Source organism: Shewanella sp. YQ_9 (assembly GCF_043103185.1).
GTDB lineage: Bacteria > Pseudomonadota > Gammaproteobacteria > Enterobacterales > Shewanellaceae > Shewanella > Shewanella algae.
In genome coordinates this window covers 14,999-41,823 of record NZ_JBICJO010000009.1, presented here as the reverse complement: position 1 = coordinate 41,823, position 26,825 = coordinate 14,999, and the positions used below count along the sequence as shown (strand labels likewise).

Sequence of the window (26,825 nt, the reverse complement as noted above, 5' to 3'; positions counted from 1 at the left end):
AATAACAGCCTGACGCTGTTTGACAGAGGCTTCTATTCGTTAGGGCTTTTGCACGCCTGGCAACAGGCTCAACCGAACAGTCACTGGCTGCTGCCATTGAAGAAAGGGACGCAATATGAAGTGGTACGCTCTTTAGGAAAACACGACCAACTGGTGCGGTTAACCACCACGCCTCAAGCCAGAAAGAAGTGGCCTATGCTGCCAGAGAATATTGAAGCCCGCTTACTGACGAAGACGATAAAAGGCAAGTCGGTTTCCATTTTGACCTCATTAACGGACCCATTGCGTTATCCGGGGGCAGAGATAGCGGATTTATATGCCCATCGATGGGAGATAGAAGTGGGCTATCGGGAGATGAAGCAGCATCTTCTGGAGAGTCGCTTTACGTTGCGTAGTCAATTGCCAGAGTTGGTTATCCAAGAATTGTGGGGGGTACTATTGGCCTATAACCTCATCAGATACAAGATGGTGTTGATGGCTAAGAGCTTACCGTCGTTACATCCGAACCAATTAAGCTTTAGAGATGCGTCGAGTTATATCATTTTTAAATTGACTCAGCTGTCATCTCAAACGCCTGGGAATGTCCCGAGAGATGTCTTGGACATAGTGCGTAATGCGAGGCAGTTCAAGCTTGATGGGAAACGGGATAGAGCCTATCCACGTGCGTTAAAAATGAGTAAAAACAAGTATCCCATTAAGCCTAAGAAAAATGCCGTTCACATTAAGTGAACGGCATTACGCCATCGGTCACATTTTCACACTGGAATTTGCGCTTTTTTACACTCATTTACCAGCTTTATGCTTGAGGCTCCCGTAAAATAGGCAACCTTCAGATCCTAGCGGATCTCTACCGGCATCAGATGGGACACAATGAAAAAACCTTATATCGGACTCCTGGTCCTTGGCCTTTGTGTGGCCGCCTATCTCCTCTTGACTCCGACGGCAGATAAAGCCGGCAACAAACCTGGCTCAGGCATGGGGATGGGCAAAGCCGCCGTTCCCGTAATTACCGCCACAGTCACAGAGCAATCCCTGGCGCAATCCCTGACTCTGATAGGCAAGCTGGAAGCAGAACGCTCGGTCACTATAGCGCCTCAAGTCGCCGGCAAGATAGACGCTATCGCAGTGCGCTCCAACCAGGAGGTGAAGGCGGGGGAACTCTTGCTGGTTTTGGAAGAGTCCAAGGCCAAGGCAGCGGTGATGGAAGCTGAATCTTATCTGGCCGATGAGCGGCGTAAGTTGGGCGAGTATGAAAAACTGATCGGCCGCAACGCCATTACCCAGACAGAAATTGATGCCCAACGCGCCAGCGTCAGTATCGCCGAAGCCAGGCTGGCCTCGGCCAGGGCCGAACTTTCCTACCATCATCTGCGGGCTCCCTTTTCCGGTACAGTGGGCCTGGTGGATTTCAGCAAGGGTAAGCTGGTGAGCCAGGGAACCGAACTCTTGAGTCTCGATGATCTGAGCTTATTGCGGCTCGATCTGCAGGTGCCCGAGTCTTATCTGTCGCAACTGAGTGTCGGCATGCAGGTACAAGGCAGCAGCAGTGCCTGGAACGGCCAACTGTTTCAGGGCAAGGTGGTTGCCATAGATCCCAGAGTCAACCCGGATACTCTCAATGTCAGAGTGAGGGTAGAATTCAACAATAAAAACAAACACTTGAGACCTGGTATGATGTTATCGGCCACCCTGACCTTCCCACCAATTCATCAGGCGGTAGTACCTGTACAGGCGTTGGAGTATTCCGGCACCAAGCGTTATGTCTATCGCATCGATGAAAACAGCATAGCCCACCGCACCGAAGTGCATTTGGGCGCCCGGGTCGACAATCTGGTGCTTATCACAGATGGCGTCAGCCTGGGGGATCGCATTGTGGTGCAGGGGCTGGTGAATATTCGTGATGGCGCCAGCGTCAAGCCCTTGACCGCCGAAGCAGTACAGCAGACCGGGGAGCTTCACTGATGTTGTTATCCGATGTCTCGGTCAAACGGCCGATCAGCGCCATAGTGCTGAGCCTGCTTTTGTGTGTCTTTGGTCTGGTGTCTTTCAGCAAGCTGTCGGTGCGGGAAATGCCGGATGTGGAGAGCCCGGTCGTCACTGTGATGACCACCTATGAAGGGGCCAGCGCCTCTATCATGGAGAGTCAGGTCACCAAAAACCTTGAGGATGAGCTGACAGGCATCAGCGGTATCGATGAAATCACCTCGGTGAGCCGCAACGGCATGTCGCGGATCACTGTGACCTTCAAATTGGGCTGGAACCTCACCGAAGGGGTGAGCGATGTCCGTGATGCCGTGGCCAGGGCGCAGCGCAGGCTGCCGGAAGAAGCCAACGACCCGATAGTCTCCAAAGACAACGGCTCGGGCGAGCCCTCCATCTATGTCAACTTGAGCTCCAGCGAGATGGATCGTACCCAGCTCACTGACTATTCCCGCCGGGTACTGGAAGATAAGTTCAACCTGATCACAGGGGTCAGCTCTGTGGATATCTCAGGTGGCCTCTACAAGGTGATGTATGTGCGCCTCAAGCCTGAGCAGATGGCCGGCCGCAATGTCACTGTGCAGGATATCCTTGCAGCTCTCAAGGCGGAGAATATGGAATCCCCCGGTGGTGAGCTGCGTAACGACACCACTGTGATGACAGTGCGCACCGCCCGCCTCTATCTGAGCCCTGAGCAATTCGACTATCTGCAGGTCAGCAGCGCAAACGGCTCGCCGGTTTATCTCAAGGATGTGGCCGAGGTGTTTGTCGGCGCCGAGAATGAGAACTCCACCTTCAAGAGCAACGGCATAGTCAACCTCAGCCTGGGGATAGTACCGCAATCGGATGCCAACCCGCTGGATGTCGCCAAAGATGTCTACAAGCAGGTGGATGCACTGCAAAAGTTTCTGCCGGCCGGTACCCAGCTATATGTGGACTACGACTCGACCGTGTTTATCGATCAGGCCATAGACGAGGTGTATTACACCCTCTATATTACGGCGGCGCTGGTACTGCTGGTGCTGTATATTTTCATCGGCCAGCTGCGGGCAACGCTTATTCCTGCTGTGACTGTGCCGGTATCGCTGATCTCGGCCTTTATGGCCGCCTACTTCTTGGGCTTTTCCATCAACCTGCTGACCCTGATGGCACTGATCCTGGCCATAGGCCTGGTGGTGGATGACGCCATTGTGGTGGTAGAGAATATCTTTCACCACATAGAGCGCGGGGAAGACCCGCTGCTGGCCGCCTACAAGGGCACCCGCGAAGTGGGCTTTGCCGTTATTGCCACCACGGCGGTATTGGTGATGGTATTTCTGCCCATCTCCTTTATGGAAGGCATGGTCGGCTTGCTGTTCACCGAGTTTTCCGTGCTGCTGGCGGTGTCTGTACTGTTCTCATCCCTGGTCGCGCTGACACTGACACCTGTGCTCAGCAGCCAGTTGCTCAAGGCCAATGTCAAACCCAACGCCTTCAACCGCGCCTTGAATCGCTTCTTTGCCGCGCTCGAGCTTAAGTATCGCGCCATGGTGGCCATTGCCATACGTCACAAGGTTGCGGCGCCCTTGGTGATCCTCGCCTGTATCGGCGGCAGTGCCTTGCTGGTAAACCATATTCCCGCGCAGCTGGCACCGCAGGAAGACCGCGGGGTGATCTTCGCCTTTATCAAGGGCGCCGAAGGCACCAGCTATAACCGCATGACAGCCAACATGGACATAGTACAGGACAGACTGATGCCGCTGCTGGGCCAGGGCGTGCTCAAGTCCTTCAGTGTGCAGGCGCCGGCCTTTGGTGGCCGCGCCGGTGATCAGACAGGTTTTGTGATCATGCAGCTCGAGGATTGGGAGGACAGGGATATCAACGCCGATCAGGCGCTGGTGATGATAGCCCAGGTATTGAAAGATATTCCCGATGTGATGGTGCGTCCCATGTTACCCGGCTTCCGTGGCCGCTCCAGTGAGCCGGTGCAGTTTGTTATCGGCGGATCCGACTATAAAGAGCTGTTCAAATGGGCACAGCTGCTGCAACAGGAGGCCAACAGCAGTGGCCTGATGCGCGGCGCCGATCTGGATTATGCCGAAACCACCCCTGAGCTTCTGGTCACGGTTGACAGACAAAGGGCGGCAGAGCTTGGTGTCAGTGTTGCCGATGTTTCGGAAACCCTGGAAGTGATGCTCGGCGGCCGCAAACAAACCACCTATGTGGACAGGGGTGAAGAGTATGATGTCTACGTGCGCGGGGATGAAAAGCAGTTCAGCAGCATGAGCGACCTCAGCCAGATCTATATGCGTACCACCAAGGGCGAGCTGGTTACCCTCGACAGCCTGGCGCATATCGAAGAAGTGGCCTCGCCACAGCGACTGAGCCATACCAATAAGCAAAAATCCATCACCATCAAGGCTAACCTCATGGATGGCGCCACTCTGGGAGAAGCGCTGGATTTCCTCGACGCCAAGGCGATTGAATCCCTGCCCGGTGATATCAGTATCAGCTATACAGGTGAGTCGAAAGACTTCAAGGAAAACCAGAGCAGCATGCTGCTGGTATTCGGTTTGGCTCTCTTGGTGGTTTATCTGGTGCTGGCGGCTCAGTTCGAAAGCTTTATCAACCCACTGGTGGTGATGTTGACCGTCCCCATGGGGGTATTCGGCGGCTTCCTTGGCCTGTGGCTGACACAACAAGGGCTCAACCTCTACAGCCAGATAGGGATGATCATGTTGATAGGCATGGTGACCAAGAACGGTATTCTGATAGTCGAATTTGCCAACCAACTGCGAGACAAGGGGCTGGCCTTCGAACAGGCGGTTATCGATGCCTCGGCGCGGCGTTTGCGGCCTATCCTGATGACCTCCTTCACCGCGATTGTCGGCGCGATTCCGCTGATCTTCTCCACCGGTGCCGGCTCTGAGAGCCGTATTGCCGTGGGAACCGTGGTGTTCTTCGGTATGGCGTTTGCGACCTTTGTCACCCTGTTGGTGATCCCGGCCATGTATCGACTCTTGTCCTATAACACCAAGTCGCCCGGCCATGTCAAAGACAGGCTCAATGCCGCTATCGCCCGGCAGCAGGCGCAGATAAACATAGGCTCAGCTTCAGATTGATTCTGCCTGGCTCAATAGAAAGCCTCAATAAAACACGGGATGCCAAGCGGCATCCCGTGTTTTATTGAGGAGTCAAAGAAAGGCTACTCCTTGAGCAGCATCTCAAAGCCGCCCCAGATCATCCTCTTGCCATCGAACGGCATATCGCCGAGAGTCTCGGGAACAGAAGGATCTGTCATGATAAACTGCATACCTTTATCGCGCGTGGCCTTGTCCGGCCAAACGATCCAGGAAACCACCACAGTCTCGTCGTCCTGGCGCTTTATCGCCATAGGCATGGAAGTAAGCTTACCTTCCGGGACATCATCCCCCCAGCATTCTACCAGCTCCAAAGCCCCCTGAGACTTGAACAGACCCGCCGCCCGGCGTGCATGCTCAAGATACTGCTGTTTCTTGGCGCTGGGAACCGGAGCAACCATCACATCGATATAACTCATTCTCGCCTCCTTTGCTATGTTATCCCTGAACTTGCATCTTCCCTTGCAAGTGTAGGAGGCGAAACGGCATTTTGCCGTCTGATTCAATGGCTATCTGTCAGCCTGTCAGTATTCACGGCAGCAGGCCTGGTTCAGCGCTTTACTTTATTTAGCCCAGGTTTGGCAAGGACTGACAGCGCTCAAGCCAAGAGCATTTGAAGCTTCAGGCATCAGACGCTTTGATGCTCTACTCTGGAGGCGCTCAACAGGTTGTCATGCACGGGACAACGATGGCAGACAGTATCGAGAAACTGCTGCTTTTGTTCTAGAGTCATGTCGGCGTCAATATCGGCATCCAGGGTAATACGGCGAAACCCGACAGGATCCTCGCTGACTTTCCCCAGCAAACCGTCGGAATTCATCTCGCCACGCACCTTGATATTCATCCCCCGGAGATCGATTTTCTGCTCTCTGGCTACCATTCTGGCAATGGCAGAAATACAGCCCCCCAGAGAAAACAGGAAGGTCTCAAGCGGATTGGCTCCTTCGTTACCGGCCGTCGGTTGGTCAATGACCAAGGTATGCTCACGCACCTGCGCTGTCACTTTCCAGCCTTTACCCATTTTGGTTTCAAGTTCAATAATCTTTTCTGGCATGGTACACCTCTATCCATTAGAAAAATTTCATTGAGAATAATCTAATGATATATAGAATGCAAACCACCACAATAATAAACGCCAACTGATTCACAATCGAAAACCCGGGCTTAGCGGCACTCGCTATGAGGGGATGCAATTTAAGCAAAAACACACACCCTTTGCGGAAGGTGTGGCCCGTGTATTTGCTGATTTCAGTGGCCTGTGATTCGACTCAGGGCACAGATGGGACTTGCTCGCATCTTCCCTAAGACTCAGGTACTATTTTTAACCTTTCCAAACCAGGCGACTCAATCAAAGGATGAGAATGAGATCTGGAATAATAGCTGTATTAACTTGTTTTATTTACATGTTTTCTTCAACACTGGCTTGGGCCGAAGCAGAGAAAAAAGTCTTACTCGCCGCCGAAGACAGCTGGCCACCTTTTGCCGACAGAACCGGGCAAGGCTTATCCCACCAACTGATAACCGCCGCTTTCTCTATTGAGCATATTCAAGTGGAAAGCTTGGTAGTGCCCTATTCCAGAGCCTTGATGATGGCCCGTAAGGGACAGGTGCAAGGGGTGTTCAATGTGACCCGTGAGCGCAGTACCGAGCCGGATTTTCTGTTTGGTGAAGAGCCGCTGTTTGTTGCCAATGCCTCCTTCTACTACAACAGAAATCGGCCACTGAATGCCCAAAATAAATGGCAGCTACCCAAGGGCAGCGTCGTTGGGATAATCAAGGGTTACGAATACGGCGATGAATTTGCCAAACTGAGCCGACAGTTACACTTGGTACCGGTAGCCAGCCAGGAGCAATTACTCAACCTCTTGCTGCTTAACCGCATAGATGCAGCCATTATGTTCGACAAGGTGGCCGAAGGTTTTATCAAACGTATGGGGGTTGAAGAGGAGATCCTACCGGCATTTTCCAATCACCAGAGCCGAATATTTCTGGCTTTTTCGCTGCAAAATGCCTCTTCTCCAAAGCTGGCCAAGGCACTGGATGAAGGACTGAGACAGATGAAACAAAGCGGTCAATACCAGCAGATCATCAGTAGCAGCCGCCTCTGAGCTGACCTTTGCCGGCGCGAGTGCTAAACTGCCTGGCGCGACTCAATTACAGGTATTTGCATGCAACTCAGCTTCAGCCCTTGGTTTCATTTTCAATTGCAGATCTACTACGAAGATACGGACTTTTCCGGTGTGGTGTATCACCCCAATTTTCTGAAGTACTTCGAGCGCGCCCGTGAACAGGTTATAGGTGCCAACGAACTGAAACACCTGTGGCATTCGGATGGAATAGGTTTTGCTGTCTATCGCTCCGAGCTCACCTGTCAGGAAGGGGTCGAGTTTGCCGATATCCTGGATGTCCGTACCCGTTTTGCCTTCGAAAGCAAATACCGCACAGTGTGGGAACAGGAGATCTGGCGCGAAAACGCCGCCAGGGCGGCAGTCAGTGGCCGGGTTGAAATGGTGTGCATGAATAGCCAGCGCCAGCTTTGCCCTATGCCGGCGACACTACTCGAACAGTTGGGGACACAGTTAAGGGCATAGCAGCAACAAGATTAGGCCTATAGCCAATAGTTCAGCTCACCGTCTTGGTTTGCATGCTGTGCTTGGCGTACCAGTATTCAAGCTCAGGCGCCGTCTTGGGTTTGGCGACAATATCACCCTGCAGCTGATCGGCCCCCAGGGAGATCAGCATCTGTTTCAGCGCCATAGATTCGACCCCCTCGACAGTGACCTCAAAACCCAGTGACTTGGCCATCTGGATGCTGGCACGCATAATATGCTTGGCATTGCTGTTGCTGAGCAACTCTTCATTGAACGCCTTATCGATTTTGACTTCATCTACCGGCAGATTTTTCAAATAGGCCAGCGACGAGTGCCCGGTACCAAAATCATCTATCGCCAGACGAATGTCCAGTTGCCGCAGCCGCTCCAGGATTTTTATCGCCTGCTCAAGATCGGCCATCAGGCTGCTCTCGGTGATCTCTATCGCCAGTACCTCACCCGGCAACTGATACTCCTGCAGTTGGCGTTCAATCTCCTGCAGCATGCAGCCGTTGTTGAGATCCTGCGCCGAAAGGTTAAGCGCTATCCGCACCTTGAAGCCACCGCTGCGCCACTTGCGCTGCTGCATCATCACCTGCTCCAGTGCCCACTGACTCACCAGGCCTATCATGCCGGAATACTCGGCCAGTGGAATAAACTCGGCCGGAGAAATGGTGCCGAATTTGGGATGTTCCCAACGGATGAGCGCTTCAACCTGGCGACAAAGGCCGCTGCTCACCTCTTCTTTGGCCTGATAAACCAGATACAACTGCCCAGTCTTCAACGCCTTGGGCAGGCTGTTGATGATCTCCAGCTCGCGCATTTGGATACTGTCTTCACCCGTCTGATAACCGGCCAGCAGATCACGACTATTGCGGGCTTTTTTCAGCGCCAGATCCAGGCGGCGCAACATCAGGCTGAGATCGGTATGATGGGCATGCAAATCCAGATAGCCCATCTGAATGCGGATACTCACAGGCGTACCTTCAATATCAAAAGGCACCTGTAACCTGCCCCGCAGCCGATGCAGATCTTCTTCTGTCTGTTGCTGCTCAAAGTACAGCAGAAACTCATCTTCATTCATCCGCGCCAGTAACCTGGGCGCCTGCTGCAATCCCAGCAGGCGGTCTGCCATCTGCTTGAGCAGCTGATCGCCAAAGGCAAAGCCAAACAGGTCATTGACGTAACGGAAACGGTAGATGTCCAGCAGCACCATGGTGCCCTGTTGCAGCGGCATCAAGGCGGTAACGCTGCGCTTGAGCCCTACCCTATTGGCAAGACCTGTGAGTTTATCTTTCCCCACAGGTGGCGGAAGGGCCTGCAGCAACTTCTCCAGGCTATTGACCAGCTCATAGAAGGCGACCGGCACCCAAGGCAGTTCAAGTGGTGCGCGCGCTTTTATCTGATTGTCGAGTTGTTTGCCGAGCAGCTTGATAAAGCGCCGCTCTTTTTGACGTTGGCGACGCCACAAAAGGAGAATAAACACTGTGATTAACGCGATAGAAAGCAACCATGGGCCTATCATCAAAGCGGTATTCTCCCGTGAACGACAAAGATGGGTTAATTCAATACTTACTCATAGCTTTGCTTGATTGAATGGTACTTGTCCAGAAACTCATCACTGCCTAGCAGTTCGGCACTGACGGGCAAGCCCCTGTCGACAAAGACTTCCAGACGCTGTTCAAGCTCGGCGCCGGCTCGCAACTCCCCGGCATAGAAGGCCGCCGAGCGAATGAAGTCCAGGTAAGTCACATGATCCGGCAGATAGGGCAAATCAGCCCAGCGCTCGACCACTTCCATCACATCCGGGGCAAAGTCCCAGCTCTTAAGTACCGCCCGCCCTATGGGCCCTTGCATCTTGCGCACCAAGGCTCTTAGCTGATCTATGCTGCCAAAGAGCTCCGGGTGAGCCTCGGCCTCGGTCAGTACCGGCAAGGCACCGATATTATGCACCAGCCCCGCCAGGGTTAAAGTATCATAATTCAGGCCGCTGCCCGGATGGGTCTTGTTATAGATAAGCAACATGGCGCCGGCCGCGGCGGTTACATCTATGGAAGTGCGCCACACCTCATCCATGACTTCCCACACCATCTCGTTGGTGGAGATGAACAACTGCTCCATGGCAATAGAGGTGGCGATGGATTTGATCTGCGCCAAGCCTATACGGGTTACGGCGCTGTTGATGTTTTCCGCAGGAATACCCCGGCTATAGAAAGCACTGTTGGCTACCTTGATCAAACGCGCCGATATGGCGGCATCCTGACCTATGATATCGGCAACTTCCCTCAGGCTTGAGTCGGGACGACTGACCACCTCCTGCACCCGCATGGCCACTTCCGGCAAGGTTGGCAGCACCAGGGTATCGTTCTTGAGTTTCCGCAACAAACCAACCAAGAGTTGATGTTCGGTAGACATGCACTCTCCAATGTAAAAAAACTGTTCAGATACTGTGACTCAGTATATCAGCAACCCCGGCAGCCGTGAGCGTAAAAAAACGCCAAGTGATATCAAGTTGCCGTAGTTGGCTACTGAAATCGACTGCCGGTCACTGTTTAATCGCCACCTTGTCCCAAATGGTACCAGAAGTCGCACCTTCCTTTGATAAGGCAAGGTTTCTTGTTGTTATGCCCGTTGTGATTGACAGCCAATGTTTGGGATATTTGCATACCCCTACTTTAATTAAGTAAAATGCCGCCCCTGCTGCCAAGTCGTGCAACCGCCGGACTGCCGTTAATTGAGAGTAAATTATGTTTAAACCAGAGCTTCTGTCTCCCGCCGGGACCCTGAAAAATATGCGTTATGCCTTTGCCTATGGTGCAGATGCCGTATATGCGGGCCAACCCAGATACAGCTTAAGGGTACGTAACAACGACTTTAAGATGGAAAACCTGGCTACGGGGATTCAGGAAGCCCATGCTCTGGGCAAGAAACTCTATGTGGTCAGCAATATCGCTCCCCATAATGCCAAGCTCAAGACCTATATCAAGGACATGGAGCCTGTGGTCGCCATGCAGCCGGATGCCCTTATCATGTCAGATCCCGGTCTCATCATGATGGTTCGTGAAGCCTTTCCCGAGCAGGTAGTGCACCTGTCGGTACAGGCCAACGCCATCAACTGGGCCTCGGTTAAATTCTGGCAGTCCCAGGGGATCAAGCGCGTGATCCTCTCCCGCGAGCTATCGCTGGATGAAATCGAAGAGATACGCCAGCGTTGTCCGGACATAGAGCTGGAGGTGTTTGTTCACGGCGCACTGTGCATGGCCTATTCCGGCCGTTGCCTGTTGTCCGGCTATATCAATAAACGCGATCCCAACCAAGGCACCTGCACCAATGCCTGCCGCTGGAAGTATGATGCTCACGAGGCCAAGGAAAATGAAACCGGCGACATAGTCGCAGTCAATCCGGTGCAGATAGAGCAGCCGACTTTGGGCCAGGGCCCAAGCAGCGATCAGATTTTCCTGCTGCAAGAAGCCAACCGTCCCGGCGAATATATGCCGGCCTTCGAAGACGAGCACGGCACCTACATAATGAACTCCAAAGATCTGCGCGCCATTCAGCACGTAGAGCGCCTGAGCCGTATCGGCGTGGATTCATTGAAGATTGAAGGCCGCACCAAGTCATTCTACTACGTGGCCCGTACGGCGCAGCTTTACCGTCAGGCCATAGATGATGCCGCAGCCGGAAAGGACTTCGACCGTAGCCTGATGAACCGCCTGGAAGGCTTGGCCCACAGAGGCTACACCGAAGGCTTCCTGCGCCGTCATGTTCACGATGAGTACCAGAACTATGAATACGGCCACTCTATCAGTGACAACCAGCAGTTTGTCGGTGAGTTTACCGGTCAGCGTAACGCCGAAGGCCTGGCCGAAATCGAAGTGAAGAACAAGTTTTTGCTGGGCGACAGCCTGGAGATGATGACACCGCAGGGCAACATCAACCTGACATTGGAAAGCCTGCAAAACCGTAAGGGTGAAGCCATTGAGGCCGGTTTAGGTTCGGGCCATACCGTCTATATGCCGGTACCGGCCGATTTGGAACTGGACTCAGCCATCTTGCTGCGTAACTTGCCGGAGGGGACGGACACCCGCAATCCCCATGCCGAAACAAAAGCCGAAACCAAAGCCGAAACCAAAGCCGAAACCAAAGCCGAAACCAAAGCCGAAACCAAAGCCGCAACAAAATAAACCAGGCTTGATTGAAAACAGAGAAAGGCTGCCTTGGCAGCCTTTTTTGTATGCTTTTTGCACACATTCACATTACCGAATACCACTGTGTTCTATATCGAATAATCTCCTGCTACAGGGCGAGGCTTATCAGGAGATCTCGGCAGCCGGTATACGGGCATTTTCACGGCGATTGGTCGCTGTGATAAACAGCAGGCCAATCACGGGAACCAAAATGGCAGCGAATGGGATCATATCGGCACCCACTTGGCTATCGAGCACCATGCCGCCGAGAAATCCGCCGAAGGCATTGGCCAAATTAAATGCCGAGATATTGGCGGTCGCTGCAAGCTCCTGACCATCGCCACCGTGATTCATGACCCTTAGCTGCATGGCGGGCACGTTGGCAAAAGAGGCGATACCGAAGATGAAAGTCGTCACGATAAACATCAGTTTGCTCTCAACCGTCAGGCCAACCAGCAGCAGAGAAACTATCATCGCCAAGGTCCAGAACACAGATGCCTTCTGCAGATCCTTGTCAGAGGAGCGCCCACCCAAGGTATTGCCCACAATCAAGCCGACACCCACCACAACCAGGATCCAGGTCACCGCGCTTTCACCAAAACCGGTAACATGCATGGCAATGGGAGCCAGATAGCCGTAGAGGGTCATGAATCCGGACCAGGCAAAGACGGTTATCGCCAGACTGAGCAGCAACATGGGATTTTTAAAAGCCGCCAGTTGCGCCCTGACATCTTTGGCCTGACTGCTGCCTGTGGACTGGATCACTGTCAGGATGAAAAACAAGGCAACCAGACCCAATGCGGCAACGGTCAGGAAAGTGGTATGCCAACCAAATTGCAAACCAATCCAGGTTCCTCCTGGGACGCCAAGCACATTGGCCAGAGTCAGGCCGGCGAACATCTGCCCCACGGCTCGGCCGGCCATTTTTTCGGATACCAGATTGGTGGCCACCACGGCCCCTATGCCGTAAAAAGGACCTTGCACCAGGCCGCTGACAATGCGGCTTATCATCAAGACTTGATAGTCAGGGGCAAATGCCGACAACAGGTTGCCGGCAATGAACAACACCATCAAACCGGCCAGAACTTTCTTTTTGTTGAAACGTGCCAGGTAGATGGTGAGTATCGGCCCACCAAATACTATGGCCAGGGCATAAGCACTGATGAGATAGCCTGCCTGCCCTTCGGTAATTGACAATGAAGCGGCCACCTGGGGAAGTATACCGGCGATAACAAACTCGGCTGTGCCTATGGCAAATGCTGCAAGTGTCAAGATCCAGACCTGCAGCGGCATTTTTTGCTTGTTCATAATGAAATTTCCTGAGCTTTGAACGATGTCGGCTTGGCGCAGACACCGCACTATTGTTGTTGGGAATCGCTTTGGTAAAAGACGCTTAGTTGAGCAGCGCCCCGCCGTCGACATCGATAACCACGCCCGTCATATAGGGGTTTTGCAGCAATAACAGGTAGGCCATGGCGATATCTGCAGTCTGGCCAGTCCTCTTTACCGGCAAGGCCGCTTCGGCGCGCTGATACATGGTGTTTCTGGCTTCGTCTGACATGCCATGGTGCGCTTGTGTGTCAGTCAACCCGGGACTGACGGCATTGACACGAATCGGAGCCAACTCCTTGGCAAGCACTCGGGTTACGGCTTCTAAAGCGGCATTGATTGCCGTTTTCACATAAGTCGCGGCAACCACTTTGCGCGCCAACATTCCGGAAGTCAGAGTGATGGAACCACCGTGTTTGATGTATCGTGCAGCCTGTTTGGCAGCATTTATTGCGCCCCAAAACTTGGTATCGAAGGCGGCTTTGGCCTGAGCCAGCTCAACATCAACCACCCTGCCTGCCGGAGCGAAGGAACCTGCGGTAATGATCAGGTGATCGAAGGCACCTACTGATTCAAAGAAGTGATAAACAGATTGCTCATCGCTGATATCCAGCCCGGTTCTACGACTCGCAACATGAACCTGTGCCCCTTCGGCCCTCAATTGCCCTGCGAGTTCTGCGCCTATGCCGGATGTTCCGCCTATAACCACATAAATTTGGTTGTCTGTTTGCATTGTGTCTGTCTCCAATTACTAAGATGGAGCCAGTATATTTGTTGGATAAATTTTGATAATTGGTTAGCATTTGAATTAATTATTCAGCTCAACCAAATAATAAGCGGGACAAGTGGACAAATTTGCAGACATGACCTTGTTTGTCAGTATCGTCAAGAATCAGGGCCTGGCCGCCGCCGGTCGGGAATTGGGCTTGTCGCCGGCGACAGTCACCGCCAGATTGCAATCCCTTGAGGAGCGCTATGGTGTCAAGCTGCTGAATCGCAGCACTCGTCATATCTCCCTCACAGATGCCGGCGCCCTCTATCACCAGGCCAGCCTTGAAATAATCAACAGTGTCAAAGAGACGGAAAACCTGTTGCAAACCGGTACCAAAGAAGTACGGGGGCCATTGAAAATCTCGGCGCCGCGGGACATAGGCAAACAATATGTGTCGCCGATACTGACGGCCTTTACTGAGCTTTACCCGGATGTCATCCCCTACCTCTATCTGAACGACAATCTCACCAACCTGGCCGAATCCGGATTGGATATAGTGATACGTTATGGTGAACTGGCCGACAGCAATCTGATTTCCCGCAAGCTGGCTTCCAGCAGAAGGGTTTTGTGCGCCTCGCCCGACTATCTGGCCAAAAAAGGCACACCCATTACGCCGCAGGATTTGGTCGGCCATGATTGCCTGGCCATGATCCGCAGTAATGAAGAGCTGAAAACCTGGCATTTTCAGGATGATGAAGGCTACAAGGCCATCACAGTTGTGCCCAAACGCTTCTCGGACGATGGTGAAGTGATCCGCCAGTGGGCGCTGCAAGGTGCCGGCATTGCCCTGAAATCAATTCTCGATGTACAGCAAGACATCAAGCAGCAACGTCTGGTTACTGTGCTGAATGGCTATATGAAAAACTTCAGTGCTTCCTCCTCGGCAACTGGGGCTGATTTGAATGTTATTTACTTGAGTCGACAATACCAACCCAAGCGCATTCGCCTGTTTGTGGATTTTTTGATTGAAAGATTTCGCACCCAAACCCAAGAAAGTTCGCTGTCGAATTGAGACTTCAGGCAGGCAAAGCCTCAAACCTATCTTTGCGGTGCCGCCCGGCTCACACTAATAGTGTTGCTCACAGGCACAGGCCCTGTGATAAAATCTGTGCTATGACTTAGTTTGGGCTGCACCTGCTACTGTTTTGTGCGCCAAGCGTTGACCGAAAACCTGCTCGGCAGGATAAGTAATTCCGAGGTAATACAAGGCAATGGCCTTAATCATTGATGACAGCTGCATTAACTGCGACATGTGTGAGCCCGAGTGTCCCAACCAAGCCATCACTATGGGTGAAGAGATCTATGAAATAGATCCGACGCGCTGCACCGAATGTGTTGGCCACTACGACAACCCAACCTGTGTTTCTGTCTGCCCTATAGACTGTATCGACAAGGATCCCGAACATCAGGAAACCCAAGACGAATTGCTGGTAAAATACGCTCAACTGACCGGCAAGCTATAAGGATAAAATGATGAAAACATTACTGCTTCTTGCTGCATTACTCAGTCTTGGCGCCTGTGCCGAGCTCAAGGAAACCGGCCGTACCATAGGCCATACCACCAGAGACGTGACCAAGGAGATAGGCCACACCACCCGGGATGTGACCCGTGAAATCGGCCACGCCTCCCGTGATGCCGCCAAATCAGTCAAGGAAGAATTGAAAGACTGAGCGCGCCAGCCAACCGGGCAAAGCTCAGCCTGGTTGGCAAGCGCATTCAAACATCAGAGTTATCAGGCGGCATTGGCCCGCATACCGTGAGGCACGGGCAAGCCGGCTTCATTCACATTGACGAAGACCATCTTGTCAATGCTGACAATAGGCGCCAGATTCAGTTTATTGCGCACTTCGCAGCGAATGGTGATGGAAGTATGCCCCAGGCTGATAAGCTCAAGGCCAAATTCAATCACATCCCCAAGCTTGGCCGGGGTCATAAAGTTGATTTCCGAGATAAGCTTGGTCACATGGCTGACACTCTTCATCTGGCATGCGGCGAAGATGGCCGCTTCCTCATCGATCCAGCTCATCAACTGTCCACCGAACAAGGCTCCCGCCGGGTTGAGATGTTCGTGTTTAACCAAACGCCGACTGTAGTATTTCATGTTTGCGTCCTCGCATTCGCCTGTGATTGGAATTCTCAATTGAACTAAAGCAAATTGGACGCCAAACATTCAATCAATATAATTCAATAAGTTACACCACACTTATGCTCATAACTGCCATTGCGATGCACCAGGATCACTCCTGCTGCACCGTAATGGACCGTGTTCAAACCTGGCTGAGCACCCGCTTGAAAGCCTGCAGAGTCTTATCGATATCGGCAGCGCTGATATCTTTGTGAGTCACCAGGCGTAGTTGCCGAGCGCCGCTGATACGCACTCCTTCCTGCAACAAGCCTTTGACCAGAGCTTCAATATCCACTTCATCGGCCAAAGTGGCAAACACCATATTGGTTTGTACCTGGCTCATATCCAGTGCCAGCTCATCCAACTGACTCAAACCTTCGGCCAAAGCCTTGGCATTGGCGTGATCTTCCGCCAAACGCGCCACCTGCTCAGTCAAGGCCAACTCAGCTGCAGCAGCCAGGATCCCGGCCTGGCGCATCCCGCCACCCAGCATCTTCCGCCAGCGACGCGCCTTATGAATAAGCCGCTCATCCCCGAGTAATAAAGAGCCAACCGGCGCCGCCAACCCCTTGGAGAGACAGATGGATACAGAGTCGAAATACTGGGTTATATCGGCTATCTCCAGTCCTTGCGCCACGGCGGCATTGGCCACCCGGGCACCATCGAGATGGATTTTCAAACCGTGATTGAAGGCCAGCTGCTGCGCCCTGGCCAGATATTCCTGCGGCAATACCTTTCCGCCTATGGTGTTTTCCAGGCTTAATAGACGAGTGCGGGCAAAGTGAAAATCATCGGGTTTGATGGCAGCACGAATATCTTCGAGCGCTATGCTGCCGTCGGCCTGATTATTCAGTGGTTGAGGCTGAATACTGCCTAACACGGCCGCGCCACCGCCTTCAAACTTGTAATTGTGGGCTTGTTGGCCACACAGGTATTCATCGCCCCGCTCGCAATGGGACATGAGTGCCAACAGGTTGGCCTGAGTGCCCGAGCTGGTAAACAAGGCACTGTCAAAGCCGAACATCTCGGCGGCCATGGCTTCCAGGCGGTTAACCGTCGGGTCATCGCCGTAGACGTCATCGCCCACCTGCGCGGCCGCCATGGCCTGGCGCATTGCGGCAGTAGGTTGGGTCACGGTATCGCTTCTGAAATCTATCATCTCTCCCCCATATCACATCCAGTTGCCCCGCATTAAGATACATGGGGCCAAAACACTCTAGCGCCGCTCGGCTTGACTGTACAGCACCAGGAGGGCAAAGCTAAATAACTGGACTTTTTACCAAACTGACACATCCAAACACCCCAAACAAAACGAGATAAAGATAAGCACACACACCAATCAGTAATCCTCATACCATATAAAAAATAAAACCATTTAAAATCATTAAAATACACAAACAATGCACAAAAAATACCAATCAACAATAAATAAAACTAATCCAAAAATTTAAATAAAATCACTATTAAACTGCGGTATTTTCCGGCAAAATTCTGATCCTTTGTTATTTTGATGCGAATATTATGCAAGAAGCTCAGTTTATCGCCATACTTTGGCTGATTGGTGTACTGGCCGAAGCAATGACCGGCGCATTGGCGGCGGGTAAAAAACAGATGGATCTCTTTGGCGTGGTAATTGTGGGGTGCGCTACCGCCATAGGCGGCGGCACGCTCAGAGACATGCTATTGGGTAACTACCCACTGATCTGGGTAGAAAACTGGCATTATCTGGTGGCTATCGGCTTTGCTTCTCTGCTGACTGTGATAATTGCCCCTGTAATGCGTTACCTGTCAAAGCTGTTTCTGGCAATCGATGCCCTTGGCCTGGCTGTGTTTTCCATTGTCGGAGCCCAAAAGACCCTGCTGCTGGGTTTCAGTCCCGTAGTGGCTGTGGTAATGGGGGTGGTTACCGGGGTTTTCGGCGGTATTATTCGCGACATTCTCTGTAATCAGATGCCGCTGATCTTTCGCAAGGAGCTGTACGCAGTGATCTCCATCATCACTGCCGGGCTCTATGTATTTTTGTCACAGTGGCAACTGGCCGAATGGATCAATCTCAGCCTGTGTCTCACTCTGGGTTTCAGTTTGCGGATGCTGGCCATCAAGTATCACTGGGCCATGCCAACCTTCGACTACCAAACCGGCTCAGATCCACATCTGGACTAAGTGAGCAGAGTCGCCCTCTAAAACTGAAAACGCCGGCACACAAGCCGGCGTTTTTACATTCAGCCCTTGCTGATTTCGCTCAAGGCCTTGAGCGCCGCGTCGTAATCAGGATGGTGAGACACATCTGCCACCAGCTCACGGTACTTGAGCTGGCCATTGGCATCTATAATAAATATCGCTCTGGCCAGCAAGCCTCGGTTAGGGATCAACAGACCATATTTATTACCAAAATCACGCCAGACTGAGTCTGATAATACCTTGATTTTATCGACATTCTCCACCTTGCAGAAACGTTTCTGGGCAAAGGGTAAGTCCTCACTGACTGTCAACATGACCACTGAATCATCAAACTTGCTGAACTCCTTATTGAATCTCTTGGTCTGCAGGGCACAGACGCCGGTATCCAGACTGGGAACCGCGCTGATAAGTACTGTCTTACCCTTGAAGTCACTTAAAGTCACTGGGGCAAACTTGTCATCCACCACCTTAAACCCTGGTGCAAGCTGGTTAAGCTCGGGCAACTTACCCATCAAGGTGACACTCTGGCCGCCCATTTTGACTTCAGCTGCCACTTTCCCTTCTGTCGCCATAGCCGAGGCGCTCGCCAAGGCCAATACACACACGGCACTCCACTTTGTCAGTTTCAACATAGTTTTCTCCCTCAATTCTGGTTCAAATTCATCCTGGCTAATATAACGCATTGTCAGAATACAGGTAAAAAAAGACCGGCATCAGCCGGTCTTTGTCCAAAGCTGAACTTACTTGGAAGGCAGCTCTTTGACATGCAGATCCATCTGAGGATATGGAATGCCAATGCCGTTTTCGTCCAGAGACTGTTTAATCTGCTCCATAAGTTCAAAGTAGACCCCCCAGTAATCAGCGGACTTCACCCAAGGGCGAACCACATAGTTAACCGAAGAGTCAGCCAGTGTGTGCAGACCCACAGTATAGCCAGGCTCTTTCAGTACTTTCTCGTGGTTATCGAGAATGCCTGTCAGTATTTGCTTGGTATGACGGATATCGGCATCGTAAGAAACCCCAATCACCAGATCGATACGGCGCTTGTCCATAGCAGAGTAGTTGGTGATGCTACCATTCATGATAGTGGAGTTGGGCACTATGATGACCTTGTTGTCCGGCGTTTTCAGACGGGTAGAGAAGATGGTGATTTCATCTACAGTACCGGCAACACCTGCGGCTTCAACATAGTCACCCACACGACAAGGGCGGAACAGTACCATCAAGACACCGGCGGCAAAGTTGGACAGTGAGCCCTGCAGCGCCAAGCCCACGGCCAAACCGGCGGCACCGAGAACTGCAACCAGAGAGGCAGTCTGAATGCCTAGCTGCCCCAAGGTAGCGATAACGGTAAATACAAACACCACGGCCCAAGCCATGTTGGCGACGAAGGAAACCACTGTCTGATCTATCTTGCGCTTGCCCAACATTTTAGCCGTGACTTTCTTGGCCACATTGGACAGATACTTACCGACAAAGAAAATGACAATGGCAAGCAGTATCTTGATGCCATAGGCCGCGATTAACTCGGGCGCTTGTTTGAACAGCCCTTCGAGATTTTCCATTGAAATACTCCCTTAAAAACCTTATTTAACTTACTTTTTTAAATCGACCACAAACTCAACCCTACGGTTAAGGCTGCGACCCGAGACACTAGTATTATCGGCGGCAGGCTGCTTACTGCCATATCCGCGGGTACTGAATTGCGCCCCCGGAAAACCATAATCTTCAATCAGTACCATTTTGGCACTTTCGGCCCTGGCTTCAGACAAAGGTTGATTTATGGCATCTGAACCGCTGATGTCGGCATGTCCTTCAATGCACAAGTTTACCTTATATTGATGAAGAAAAGCTTTCATTCTGGCAAGTTGCGGCCACTGAGCCAGGGGGATCTGCGCCGAACCCAAGTCAAAATACAGCCTTACTGGATTGGCTGTACCGCATTTGGGGGGATAGACACCACCTGACGTTGTCGGTAAACAGATATCCGTCAGGGAGACGGCCTTGTCCAAGACACAACCATTGGCGCTCACAGCTACCTGTGCCGGGGTATCGGGACAGGCATCTTTAGCGTCAGGGACACCATCACTGTCAGAATCTTCCCAGGCAAGTACAGCGCTGCTCAGCAACAGCAGAGGAATAAACCCCGCCAAGCCCAAATAACGGTTCACTCAGGCCTCCCTAACTATCAATCCTTCATCTGTATAGATGAGTTCCAGGCAGAACACAATCCGCCGCCGGTTCACTTGGCTTTAGTGCGCCAAGTCACAGGTCACTTGCTAACGCATTGTATAATCGTCTGTAATTTTAGCCAAGATAAACCAGTATCTGCGGTAAAGAGTCGCTACTACAGCAGAAATCTCCTACATATAGTTGCCTTTTTATTAAACACCTTGCTGATATGGGCCGACATACTTGAGCCGCAAACTGTCATAGAACCAGTTAAACAAGGGGTTGTAGCAAAAGAAGAACACCAGAATACCGGCCTCGATAAAGAAAGCGTTGAGCAAGCTGGTTTCCAGCGCCCAAGCAATAGCGGGAACCGTCACCAGAATGAGTCCGCCTTCAAACCCCAGGGTATGCAATAACCTGAGCCCAATACCACGGGCATCACGGTTATTGCCATAAAGCCGGTCAAACCCCAGGTTGTACAAGTAGTTCCACACAATGGCACACAAACTTAAGAAAACACTCACGCCTGCCATGGTGCCCACTGCGCTGCCTGTGGCCCAGGAGGCAACCGGGATTAATAGAATAAGGGCTATGGCTTCGAATAGCAGCGCCTGAAAAATACGTTCTTGAGTAGTCATGCTTATTTCCATTCTGATTAACAGGCCGCGGATTATCATCTATCATCAAGATACATAAAAGTTAGATACCATCACCAATAGTGATATGTTAACCACAGAACAATTAGAAGCTTTTGTCGCCAGTGTCGAGACGGGCTCCTTTTCAGCCGCCGCCAGACAACTGGGTAAAGTGCAATCCGGTATTAGCCAGCAGATAATGAATCTGGAGCTGGATACCGGGCTGCAACTCTTTGACCGCAGCGGTCGTTATCCCCAATTGACCGCGGCTGGGCATCACCTGTTGCCCTACGCCAAAGCCGTGTTGGCTCAGCACCGCAGATTGGCTCAACAGGTATCCGGTTTGGGCAGTGACACATCAATGGAAGTGATTCTGGCGGTTGATGAAGGGATCCCCTACAACCGCCTCGGCGATCTGCTCAGGCAACTGGAGCTAGAGTTTCCGCAAATTTGCCTGAGTTTGCTGTGCGCCTCGAGCAAAGATGTGATTGCTCTGGTCAAGGAAGGCAAAGCCACTGTGGGCCTGCTGTTTAGTGAACCGGTTTACCCCGAAACCCTGGACTTTGAAACCATAGGCACTGTGACTTTTGAGTTACTGGTCAGCCCCAAACACCCCTTGGCCGAGATACGTGCCATGCATACGGATATTCTCAAACTGCACAGACAACTGGTCATAGGCAGCAAATACTCGAGTAATTTCTGGTTCGATCAGGTGCACTCGCCGGATGTTTGGTTTGCCGACAACTATTACGTCCTGTTGGAGCTGGCCAAACAAGGGTTTGGTTGGGCACTGCTGCCAAGGCCTTTGGCTCAGGAAGCAATGAGTAAGGGGGAATTACAGGCCGTAAAGCTGGATTTTGAAGTAGGCGGCTGGCAGGCCAATGTGGATGTACTCCAGTCATCGGCCAGTCAGGTGTCTAGAGTCAATGTCAGAATGCGGCAACTACTGCGTGAACTGCTTAAAAAACAATAAAGCGGCTTTATGCCGCTTTATTCCAATATTGAATTCCCACATTGTGCCCGTGTGGATCAGAGGTTATTTTTCCACCTTGGGCGGGAAGTTGCTCATTACACTGGCTACCGCCTCGTTAACCTTGGCAATTCGCTTTTGCGGAGTATCGCTATCGCGAATAGTGTCAGCCACTGAGCCACGCCAGATGAGCTTGCCGGACTTGGCGTCGACCAGATCCACAATCAAGGTACCGACTTCATATTCGCGTACTGTGGTTTGGGTCTGCATATTGCCGCCCCAGCCCCAACCCGGCCCCCAATATGGGTTGTAACCATAGTTGGTGTTGAAAGTGTCGACATTGATTTTCTTGTCTACCTTGGTCAGATAGTTAACCAGGATATCGGCGTTTTCCTTGGTAGCAATCTGCAGGCCCTTTTGTGCCAACTGCCGATCCAAGGCATCACGTACTCGCTGATCCATCAAACCATCCAGATGATAGCTGGTGTCTTCGGATTGCTTTTCCACCCAGGCATAACTCTTGTACTGGCTGAAGTTCACACCCGGGTCATAATCCCAGCCAGTATTCAGTGTACTACAAGCACTTAGCACCAGTGCCATTGCGGCTGTTATCAGATACTTCATCGAAATTTCCTCGTTTACCCAGGCCAGGAAACGGCCATAAAAACCCATGAAATCAGCTTACATTTCAATCTTCTGCTCTACAACCGAATTTAACAAAATTTAGTTTACCGATTCAGCTTGACTTCAGCATAGCACCAAATGATAATGATTATCATGTAGATTAAATAGTGAATGACTCATGCTTTGGTATCTCGCATTCTTTATTATTGCCAGTGGCGTTTTGCTGACTCGAAATTCTCTGCTGCAACAGGCGCAGGAACTGGCCGGAATAGGCAGCATCAATCAAGCCAGGCGTTTGCTTATCCTGCCGCTGCTCATTCTCGGTTGGCTCGGTGCCAGATTGGTCGAGCAACAGATTTCACCTTTTGATCTGGCCGCTTTCGGCTTCGTCCTGACGACACTGACACTACTGGTGCCCAAGCTAAGAATACTGATGCTGCCCTGCGCCTTTTTATCTGTGGTGGCAGTGCTTGGCGGAATACTGCTTTCCTGACATCTTCTTGTGATTGCCGGCTTCCAAGCCGGTGGCTGATATTGTTCCCTGCACAATTTCAGTTTTTTACCAGCCACCTTAATGGTGGCTTTTTTTTGATTTCAGCGGCTTGGAGCAAGCCATTGGGCGCTTAGGCTAAATCTGCTAGACTGCGCCCATAAGCCATAGATCAGCATCAACAATGAAAACAGATCCCAATGTCAGTTTGGTATACAGTACCGACAAAGGCCGTATTAGCCAGCCCAAGGAACAAGCCACAGTCCCGACATCCGATGGTATCGTCCGGATCCACAAGGACAGCAAGGGCCGCAAAGGCAAAGGTGTTTCAGTAATCAAGGGGCTGGGACTGGACGCCAAGGCGCTGAAAGATCTGGCGCAAAAACTCAAGAAGCAATGCGGTTGCGGCGGCACAGTAAAAGCGTTCGACATCGAGATCCAGACCGACAATCGTGAGCAACTCCAGGGCCTGCTGGAGAAGCTGGGCTACAAGGTGAAGCTGGCCGGCGGCTGACAGGCAACAAGTACCAGGAGCAGTATGATGGACAGTTTGCAAAATCATTTTCTTATCGCCATGCCTTCGCTCGATGATACTTTCTTCGAGCGTTCGCTCATCTATGTGTGCGAGCACGACAGCAAGGGCGCCATGGGACTCATGGTCAATCGTCCCATAGGCATTGAGGTTGATGAGTTACTGCTGCAGATGGAGCTGGCAGAAGAGGTATCTCTCAAGCCTTCAATAGACAACAGCGTACTGGTAGGCGGTCCGGTGAACCCGGAGCGGGGCTTTGTACTGCACAGCAGTCAACCCTATTGGGCCAACAGCACTGCCATCAATGACGAGATAATGTTGACCAGCTCACGGGATATTCTCACCTCTCTTGGCACCTCAAAGGCGCCGGAGCATTTTCTGGTGGCGCTGGGATACGCTGGCTGGAGCCGCCACCAGCTGGAACAGGAACTGGCGGAAAACAGCTGGCTGACCATTCCCGCCACACCCGAGATACTGTTCAATACTCCCCATGAGCATCGCTGGCTCAAGGCCACCCAATCACTGGGATTCGATATCTGGCAAATGTCCAGCCAGATGGGACACGCTTGATTACAGAGGCAAAATGACTGCAAAAACCGTACTGGGCTTCGATTTCGGCACCAAAAGCATAGGCATAGCCATAGGTCAGCAGTTGACCGGCAGTGCCAGCCCACTGACATCCATCAAGGCAGTGGATGGTATTCCCGATTGGCAGCAGATAGCGGCTTTAATCGAAGAATGGCAACCGGATCTCGTGGTGGTGGGACTGCCACTCAATATGGATGGCACAGAGCAGGAGATGACCCAGAGAGCCCGTAAGTTTGCCAACCGTATTGCCGGGCGCTTCGGTGTCAAGGTGGCCACCCAGGATGAACGTCTGACCACGGCCGATGCCAAGGCCAGATTATTTGAACTCGGTGGCTTCAAGGCGCTGACCAAGGGCCAGATCGATGCCGTCTCTGCTGTGCTGATCATCGAAAGCTATTTCGAGAACCAGTACTGAAACCTCTGCGGCTTAAAGACCCCCGGGGAGTTCAAGCCGCAGCTGGTCCAATCTTATTTCGGCTTCCTCAGGAATGAGTCTCATCTGGATCGGCCCTAGATCCTGCCCCCACAAGCTATCAGGGCCTTTTGCCGGCCAACTGTCTGAGCCCCTGCAGCAAAACCTCCATATCCTCACCATCGGTATAGATATGCGGCGAAAAGCGAAAGCCAAATCTTGGGCGCAAGTCTGTCTTGATCCCCAATCTGTTGAACACTTGCTGCGCCGCCTGCCTATCGGCGAAATCGACTACCACAGTGCCACTGCGCTCGCCGCTGATATTGGGCGTCACCACCTTGAGTTCATGACTCAGGGCACAATCCAGGATCCCCTGCCTCAGGCGCTGATTGTGTTGATAAATTTGACTATCGCCGAAAGCGCGCAGCTGCTGTAGTGACGCCGCTGCCAGCATGTAAGGCAATACGGAAGGCGTGCCCCCCCAAAACCTTTTTGCTCCCTTGGCATAGCGGAAGTCATGGATATCGAACTCAAACGGCGCCTCATGGGAGAACCATCCCAGATCCACAGGCTCCAGCGTCTGGGCCAACCTATCGCTGAGCCATAAAAAGGCCGCCCCCGGGCCAGCGCAACACCATTTAACGCAGGACCCCAAGACAGCATCAGCCTGCCACTGCCCCAAATCTATCGGTATGACTCCGAGAGACTGGGCAATATCCACCACAGTCATTACTCCTAAGCTTCGGGCCAAAGCGCAAATTTCACTCACTGACTGTAACTGACCGGTTTCAGAAATGGCATGGGTGATAAAGGCCAGCGCCACATCCTCTCCCAAAGCCTGTTGCCACTGACTCAAAGACACCAGCCCGGCTTGCGGCTCAAGCAACTGCAGGCGGTAGCCCTTCTTCTCGGCCTGTTGCAGTACAAACCCCATGGAGGGGAAATCCAGTTCAGTGGCCAAGATCCGCTGACCGGGCTTGGCATTCGGCAGGGCGCCGACCAGCTTGGATAAAGCCGAAGAGAGATTCAGCTGCGGGCAAAAGCCACTGGCGGGAACTCGGGTAAAAGCCGCAAGTTGCTGCAAAAACAGCTCAACCCCCTCGAGCCACACAGGCCAGGCGTCACCGCCTTGATGCTTCCAGGCGCCGAGAAACTCGCTGACCGCAGCTTCGCAGCCCTTTGGCATGGCGCCCACAGAGTGGGACAAAAAATAGTGCCCTTCGGGCAGATGAAAACGCGATTTCAACGACATTCCAGGCTCCTCAGTCGGCAATCGAGTCGCGTTTGACACCGTAAACACCGCCCCAGATATCTGTCATCTGACCGCGAATTTGCCACAGTTTAGGGAAAAACTGCATCTTCATACCTGAGTTAAGGATTTCAGTGCTGCGCCCCTTCAGCGACATGCTGTCTATGCCTATGCTTCTGTGGATGAGTTTGATGTGATGGTAACGGAAGTGCTGAAACAGCTGGTCGTACTCTATCATGGCCTCGGCCACCATATAGCTTTCATCATGACGGTATTCACTGTTGTATATCTGCTCGACCGTCAGCCCCTTTTGCTCAAGGTAGACTCGCTCAAAGGTGAGCCACAGCGGCTTATAAAGCTGCAACAGGGTTCTGAATCCCGGTGATTCCTGACCGCTGCCGTTGCCCAGTTGCAGTCGAATGGCCTGATAATCCTTGATGGACATAGTGTCGAGAATACTCAGTTGCTCGATAAGAAACCCCATCGCCTTATGTACCCTGGCAAACAGGGTCAACACCTTGAAGGTCTCCCCTGCGGCCATACGCTCATCAATCTCCAGCAGGGTGTAACAGATGAGCTTCATCCACAACTCCTCCGACTGATGCACTATTTGAAACTGCAGCTCATCGGCGTTACACAGCTGCTCATAGGGCTTCTGACAGCTGAGCAATTTGGGAGTATTGAGGTACTTTTCATAATCCAGTCGACCCTCTCCGGCCATGCTGGCATATATCTGCTCGCGATCCATGATGCCTTATCCTTATTATTGTTTTGTTAACCATAAATTAACATTCAACTTGCCAAGCTAAGGCATAGCGTGGCAGGCAACAAGGGCAGCGAAGCGATCCGCAAAGAACAGCAGTGTCAA

At 52.1% G+C, this 26,825-nt stretch carries 30 protein-coding genes; 15 read left to right on the top strand and 15 right to left on the bottom strand.

The window, feature by feature from the left end; genetic code table 11:
- The 3 genes from ACF8D4_RS02805 to ACF8D4_RS02795 all read left to right on the top strand — a co-directional run.
- The coding region (locus tag ACF8D4_RS02805) for an IS4 family transposase (RefSeq protein WP_392465359.1) at window positions 1–729 on the top strand (729 nt) is incomplete at its 5' end.
- Between the two features lie 141 nt (window positions 730–870).
- Entirely contained in the window at window positions 871–1,962 is a 1,092-nt protein-coding gene (locus ACF8D4_RS02800) for an efflux RND transporter periplasmic adaptor subunit (protein ID WP_044734007.1), read from the top strand.
- Window positions 1,962–5,081 (top strand): multidrug efflux RND transporter permease subunit, encoded by a 3,120-nt coding sequence (locus ACF8D4_RS02795; protein ID WP_208172116.1) that lies wholly within the window; start codon window positions 1,962–1,964, stop codon window positions 5,079–5,081. The genes ACF8D4_RS02800 and ACF8D4_RS02795 overlap by 1 nt, the downstream gene beginning before the upstream one ends.
- Before the next feature lie 83 nt (window positions 5,082–5,164).
- On the opposite strand, the gene ACF8D4_RS02790 is transcribed toward ACF8D4_RS02795, so the two are convergent.
- Both ACF8D4_RS02790 and ACF8D4_RS02785 read right to left on the bottom strand, forming a co-directional pair.
- Window positions 5,165–5,518, bottom strand: a complete 354-nt coding sequence (locus tag ACF8D4_RS02790) for a DUF1428 domain-containing protein (RefSeq protein ID WP_025887599.1) — start codon at window positions 5,516–5,518, stop codon at window positions 5,165–5,167.
- Window positions 5,519–5,727: 209 nt separating this feature from the next.
- Window positions 5,728–6,153 carry an OsmC family protein gene (locus ACF8D4_RS02785; RefSeq protein WP_144132413.1) on the bottom strand — a complete coding sequence of 142 codons (426 nt, stop codon included), beginning with the start codon at window positions 6,151–6,153 and terminating at the stop codon, window positions 5,728–5,730.
- A gap of 301 nt (window positions 6,154–6,454) precedes the next feature.
- On the opposite strand from ACF8D4_RS02785, the gene ACF8D4_RS02780 reads away from it, so the two are divergent.
- Both ACF8D4_RS02780 and ACF8D4_RS02775 read left to right on the top strand, forming a co-directional pair.
- Window positions 6,455–7,207 (top strand): substrate-binding periplasmic protein, encoded by a 753-nt coding sequence (locus ACF8D4_RS02780; RefSeq protein ID WP_392468296.1) that lies wholly within the window; start codon window positions 6,455–6,457, stop codon window positions 7,205–7,207.
- Window positions 7,208–7,267: 60 nt separating this feature from the next.
- On the top strand, window positions 7,268–7,690 hold the full coding sequence (locus ACF8D4_RS02775; RefSeq protein ID WP_025887595.1) for a thioesterase family protein: 423 nt from the start codon (window positions 7,268–7,270) through the stop codon (window positions 7,688–7,690).
- A 31-nt stretch (window positions 7,691–7,721) separates the two neighbouring features.
- Here ACF8D4_RS02775 and ACF8D4_RS02770 read toward each other — a convergent pair whose 3' ends face one another.
- Both ACF8D4_RS02770 and ACF8D4_RS02765 read right to left on the bottom strand, forming a co-directional pair.
- Entirely contained in the window at window positions 7,722–9,215 is a 1,494-nt protein-coding gene (locus ACF8D4_RS02770; RefSeq protein WP_025887593.1) for a bifunctional diguanylate cyclase/phosphodiesterase, read from the bottom strand.
- 47 nt (window positions 9,216–9,262) lie between these two features.
- Complete coding sequence (locus tag ACF8D4_RS02765; protein WP_025887591.1) at window positions 9,263–10,105, bottom strand: HDOD domain-containing protein; 843 nt, start codon at window positions 10,103–10,105, stop codon at window positions 9,263–9,265.
- A 332-nt stretch (window positions 10,106–10,437) separates the two neighbouring features.
- On the opposite strand from ACF8D4_RS02765, the gene yegQ reads away from it, so the two are divergent.
- The gene (gene yegQ / locus ACF8D4_RS02760) at window positions 10,438–11,874 is read left to right on the top strand and encodes a tRNA 5-hydroxyuridine modification protein YegQ (RefSeq protein ID WP_392468293.1); all 1,437 of its coding nucleotides are present in this window, start codon (window positions 10,438–10,440) and stop codon (window positions 11,872–11,874) included.
- 129 nt (window positions 11,875–12,003) lie between these two features.
- Here yegQ and ACF8D4_RS02755 read toward each other — a convergent pair whose 3' ends face one another.
- Complete coding sequence (locus ACF8D4_RS02755) at window positions 12,004–13,185, bottom strand: MFS transporter (RefSeq protein WP_025887589.1); 1,182 nt, start codon at window positions 13,183–13,185, stop codon at window positions 12,004–12,006.
- A gap of 85 nt (window positions 13,186–13,270) precedes the next feature.
- Complete coding sequence (locus tag ACF8D4_RS02750) at window positions 13,271–13,939, bottom strand: SDR family oxidoreductase (RefSeq protein ID WP_392465354.1); 669 nt, start codon at window positions 13,937–13,939, stop codon at window positions 13,271–13,273.
- Window positions 13,940–14,051: 112 nt separating this feature from the next.
- On the opposite strand from ACF8D4_RS02750, the gene ACF8D4_RS02745 reads away from it, so the two are divergent.
- From ACF8D4_RS02745 to ACF8D4_RS02735, 3 genes are all read left to right on the top strand, one after another.
- Window positions 14,052–14,990, top strand: a complete 939-nt coding sequence (locus ACF8D4_RS02745) for a LysR family transcriptional regulator (RefSeq protein WP_071237895.1) — start codon at window positions 14,052–14,054, stop codon at window positions 14,988–14,990.
- Window positions 14,991–15,189: 199 nt separating this feature from the next.
- The gene (locus ACF8D4_RS02740) at window positions 15,190–15,441 is read left to right on the top strand and encodes a YfhL family 4Fe-4S dicluster ferredoxin (RefSeq protein WP_025009446.1); all 252 of its coding nucleotides are present in this window, start codon (window positions 15,190–15,192) and stop codon (window positions 15,439–15,441) included.
- A 7-nt stretch (window positions 15,442–15,448) separates the two neighbouring features.
- Window positions 15,449–15,649: a hypothetical protein gene (locus ACF8D4_RS02735; protein WP_025009447.1), complete on the top strand. Its 201-nt coding sequence runs from the start codon at window positions 15,449–15,451 to the stop codon at window positions 15,647–15,649.
- Window positions 15,650–15,711: 62 nt separating this feature from the next.
- Here the strand turns inward: ACF8D4_RS02735 and ACF8D4_RS02730 are convergent, their stop codons facing one another.
- Window positions 15,712–16,080 carry an acyl-CoA thioesterase gene (locus ACF8D4_RS02730; protein ID WP_025009448.1) on the bottom strand — a complete coding sequence of 123 codons (369 nt, stop codon included), beginning with the start codon at window positions 16,078–16,080 and terminating at the stop codon, window positions 15,712–15,714.
- A 166-nt stretch (window positions 16,081–16,246) separates the two neighbouring features.
- Window positions 16,247–17,263: a low-specificity L-threonine aldolase gene (gene ltaE / locus ACF8D4_RS02725; protein ID WP_071237897.1), complete on the bottom strand. Its 1,017-nt coding sequence runs from the start codon at window positions 17,261–17,263 to the stop codon at window positions 16,247–16,249.
- Window positions 17,264–17,625: 362 nt separating this feature from the next.
- Between ltaE and ACF8D4_RS02720 the strand changes: the two genes are divergently transcribed.
- A complete protein-coding gene (locus ACF8D4_RS02720) occupies window positions 17,626–18,267 on the top strand; it encodes a trimeric intracellular cation channel family protein (RefSeq protein ID WP_025887582.1) in 642 nt (213 codons plus the stop codon).
- Between the two features lie 59 nt (window positions 18,268–18,326).
- Here the strand turns inward: ACF8D4_RS02720 and tpx are convergent, their stop codons facing one another.
- The 4 genes from tpx to ACF8D4_RS02700 form a co-directional block, all read right to left on the bottom strand.
- Entirely contained in the window at window positions 18,327–18,917 is a 591-nt protein-coding gene (gene tpx / locus ACF8D4_RS02715; protein WP_025009450.1) for a thiol peroxidase, read from the bottom strand.
- A gap of 108 nt (window positions 18,918–19,025) precedes the next feature.
- Window positions 19,026–19,850, bottom strand: a complete 825-nt coding sequence (locus ACF8D4_RS02710) for a mechanosensitive ion channel family protein (protein ID WP_044733996.1) — start codon at window positions 19,848–19,850, stop codon at window positions 19,026–19,028.
- Window positions 19,851–19,880: 30 nt separating this feature from the next.
- The gene (locus ACF8D4_RS02705; protein ID WP_052678492.1) at window positions 19,881–20,456 is read right to left on the bottom strand and encodes an OmpA family protein; all 576 of its coding nucleotides are present in this window, start codon (window positions 20,454–20,456) and stop codon (window positions 19,881–19,883) included.
- A 213-nt stretch (window positions 20,457–20,669) separates the two neighbouring features.
- Window positions 20,670–21,095 carry a PACE efflux transporter gene (locus ACF8D4_RS02700; RefSeq protein ID WP_025009453.1) on the bottom strand — a complete coding sequence of 142 codons (426 nt, stop codon included), beginning with the start codon at window positions 21,093–21,095 and terminating at the stop codon, window positions 20,670–20,672.
- Between the two features lie 85 nt (window positions 21,096–21,180).
- Here ACF8D4_RS02700 and ACF8D4_RS02695 point away from each other — a divergent pair, with 85 nt between their 5' ends.
- Window positions 21,181–22,065, top strand: coding sequence for a LysR family transcriptional regulator (locus ACF8D4_RS02695; RefSeq protein ID WP_025009454.1), 885 nt, complete (start codon window positions 21,181–21,183; stop codon window positions 22,063–22,065).
- 63 nt (window positions 22,066–22,128) lie between these two features.
- Here the strand turns inward: ACF8D4_RS02695 and ACF8D4_RS02690 are convergent, their stop codons facing one another.
- On the bottom strand, window positions 22,129–22,686 hold the full coding sequence (locus ACF8D4_RS02690) for a DUF4136 domain-containing protein (RefSeq protein ID WP_025887570.1): 558 nt from the start codon (window positions 22,684–22,686) through the stop codon (window positions 22,129–22,131).
- A gap of 178 nt (window positions 22,687–22,864) precedes the next feature.
- Between ACF8D4_RS02690 and ACF8D4_RS02685 the strand changes: the two genes are divergently transcribed.
- The 4 genes from ACF8D4_RS02685 (at window position 22,865) to ruvX (ending at window position 24,711) form a co-directional block, all read left to right on the top strand.
- Window positions 22,865–23,179, top strand: a complete 315-nt coding sequence (locus tag ACF8D4_RS02685; protein WP_025009456.1) for a hypothetical protein — start codon at window positions 22,865–22,867, stop codon at window positions 23,177–23,179.
- Between the two features lie 181 nt (window positions 23,180–23,360).
- A complete protein-coding gene (yciH, locus tag ACF8D4_RS02680) occupies window positions 23,361–23,690 on the top strand; it encodes a stress response translation initiation inhibitor YciH (protein ID WP_025887568.1) in 330 nt (109 codons plus the stop codon).
- A gap of 27 nt (window positions 23,691–23,717) precedes the next feature.
- Window positions 23,718–24,278 carry a YqgE/AlgH family protein gene (locus ACF8D4_RS02675; RefSeq protein ID WP_062793315.1) on the top strand — a complete coding sequence of 187 codons (561 nt, stop codon included), beginning with the start codon at window positions 23,718–23,720 and terminating at the stop codon, window positions 24,276–24,278.
- A gap of 13 nt (window positions 24,279–24,291) precedes the next feature.
- Window positions 24,292–24,711 (top strand): Holliday junction resolvase RuvX, encoded by a 420-nt coding sequence (ruvX, locus tag ACF8D4_RS02670; RefSeq protein ID WP_025009458.1) that lies wholly within the window; start codon window positions 24,292–24,294, stop codon window positions 24,709–24,711.
- Between the two features lie 118 nt (window positions 24,712–24,829).
- On the opposite strand, the gene ACF8D4_RS02665 is transcribed toward ruvX, so the two are convergent.
- Both ACF8D4_RS02665 and ACF8D4_RS02660 read right to left on the bottom strand, forming a co-directional pair.
- Window positions 24,830–25,960, bottom strand: a complete 1,131-nt coding sequence (locus tag ACF8D4_RS02665; RefSeq protein WP_392468290.1) for an aminotransferase class V-fold PLP-dependent enzyme — start codon at window positions 25,958–25,960, stop codon at window positions 24,830–24,832.
- A gap of 10 nt (window positions 25,961–25,970) precedes the next feature.
- On the bottom strand, window positions 25,971–26,705 hold the full coding sequence (locus ACF8D4_RS02660) for a tryptophan 2,3-dioxygenase family protein (protein ID WP_071237900.1): 735 nt from the start codon (window positions 26,703–26,705) through the stop codon (window positions 25,971–25,973).
- Window positions 26,706–26,825 lie beyond the last annotated feature (120 nt).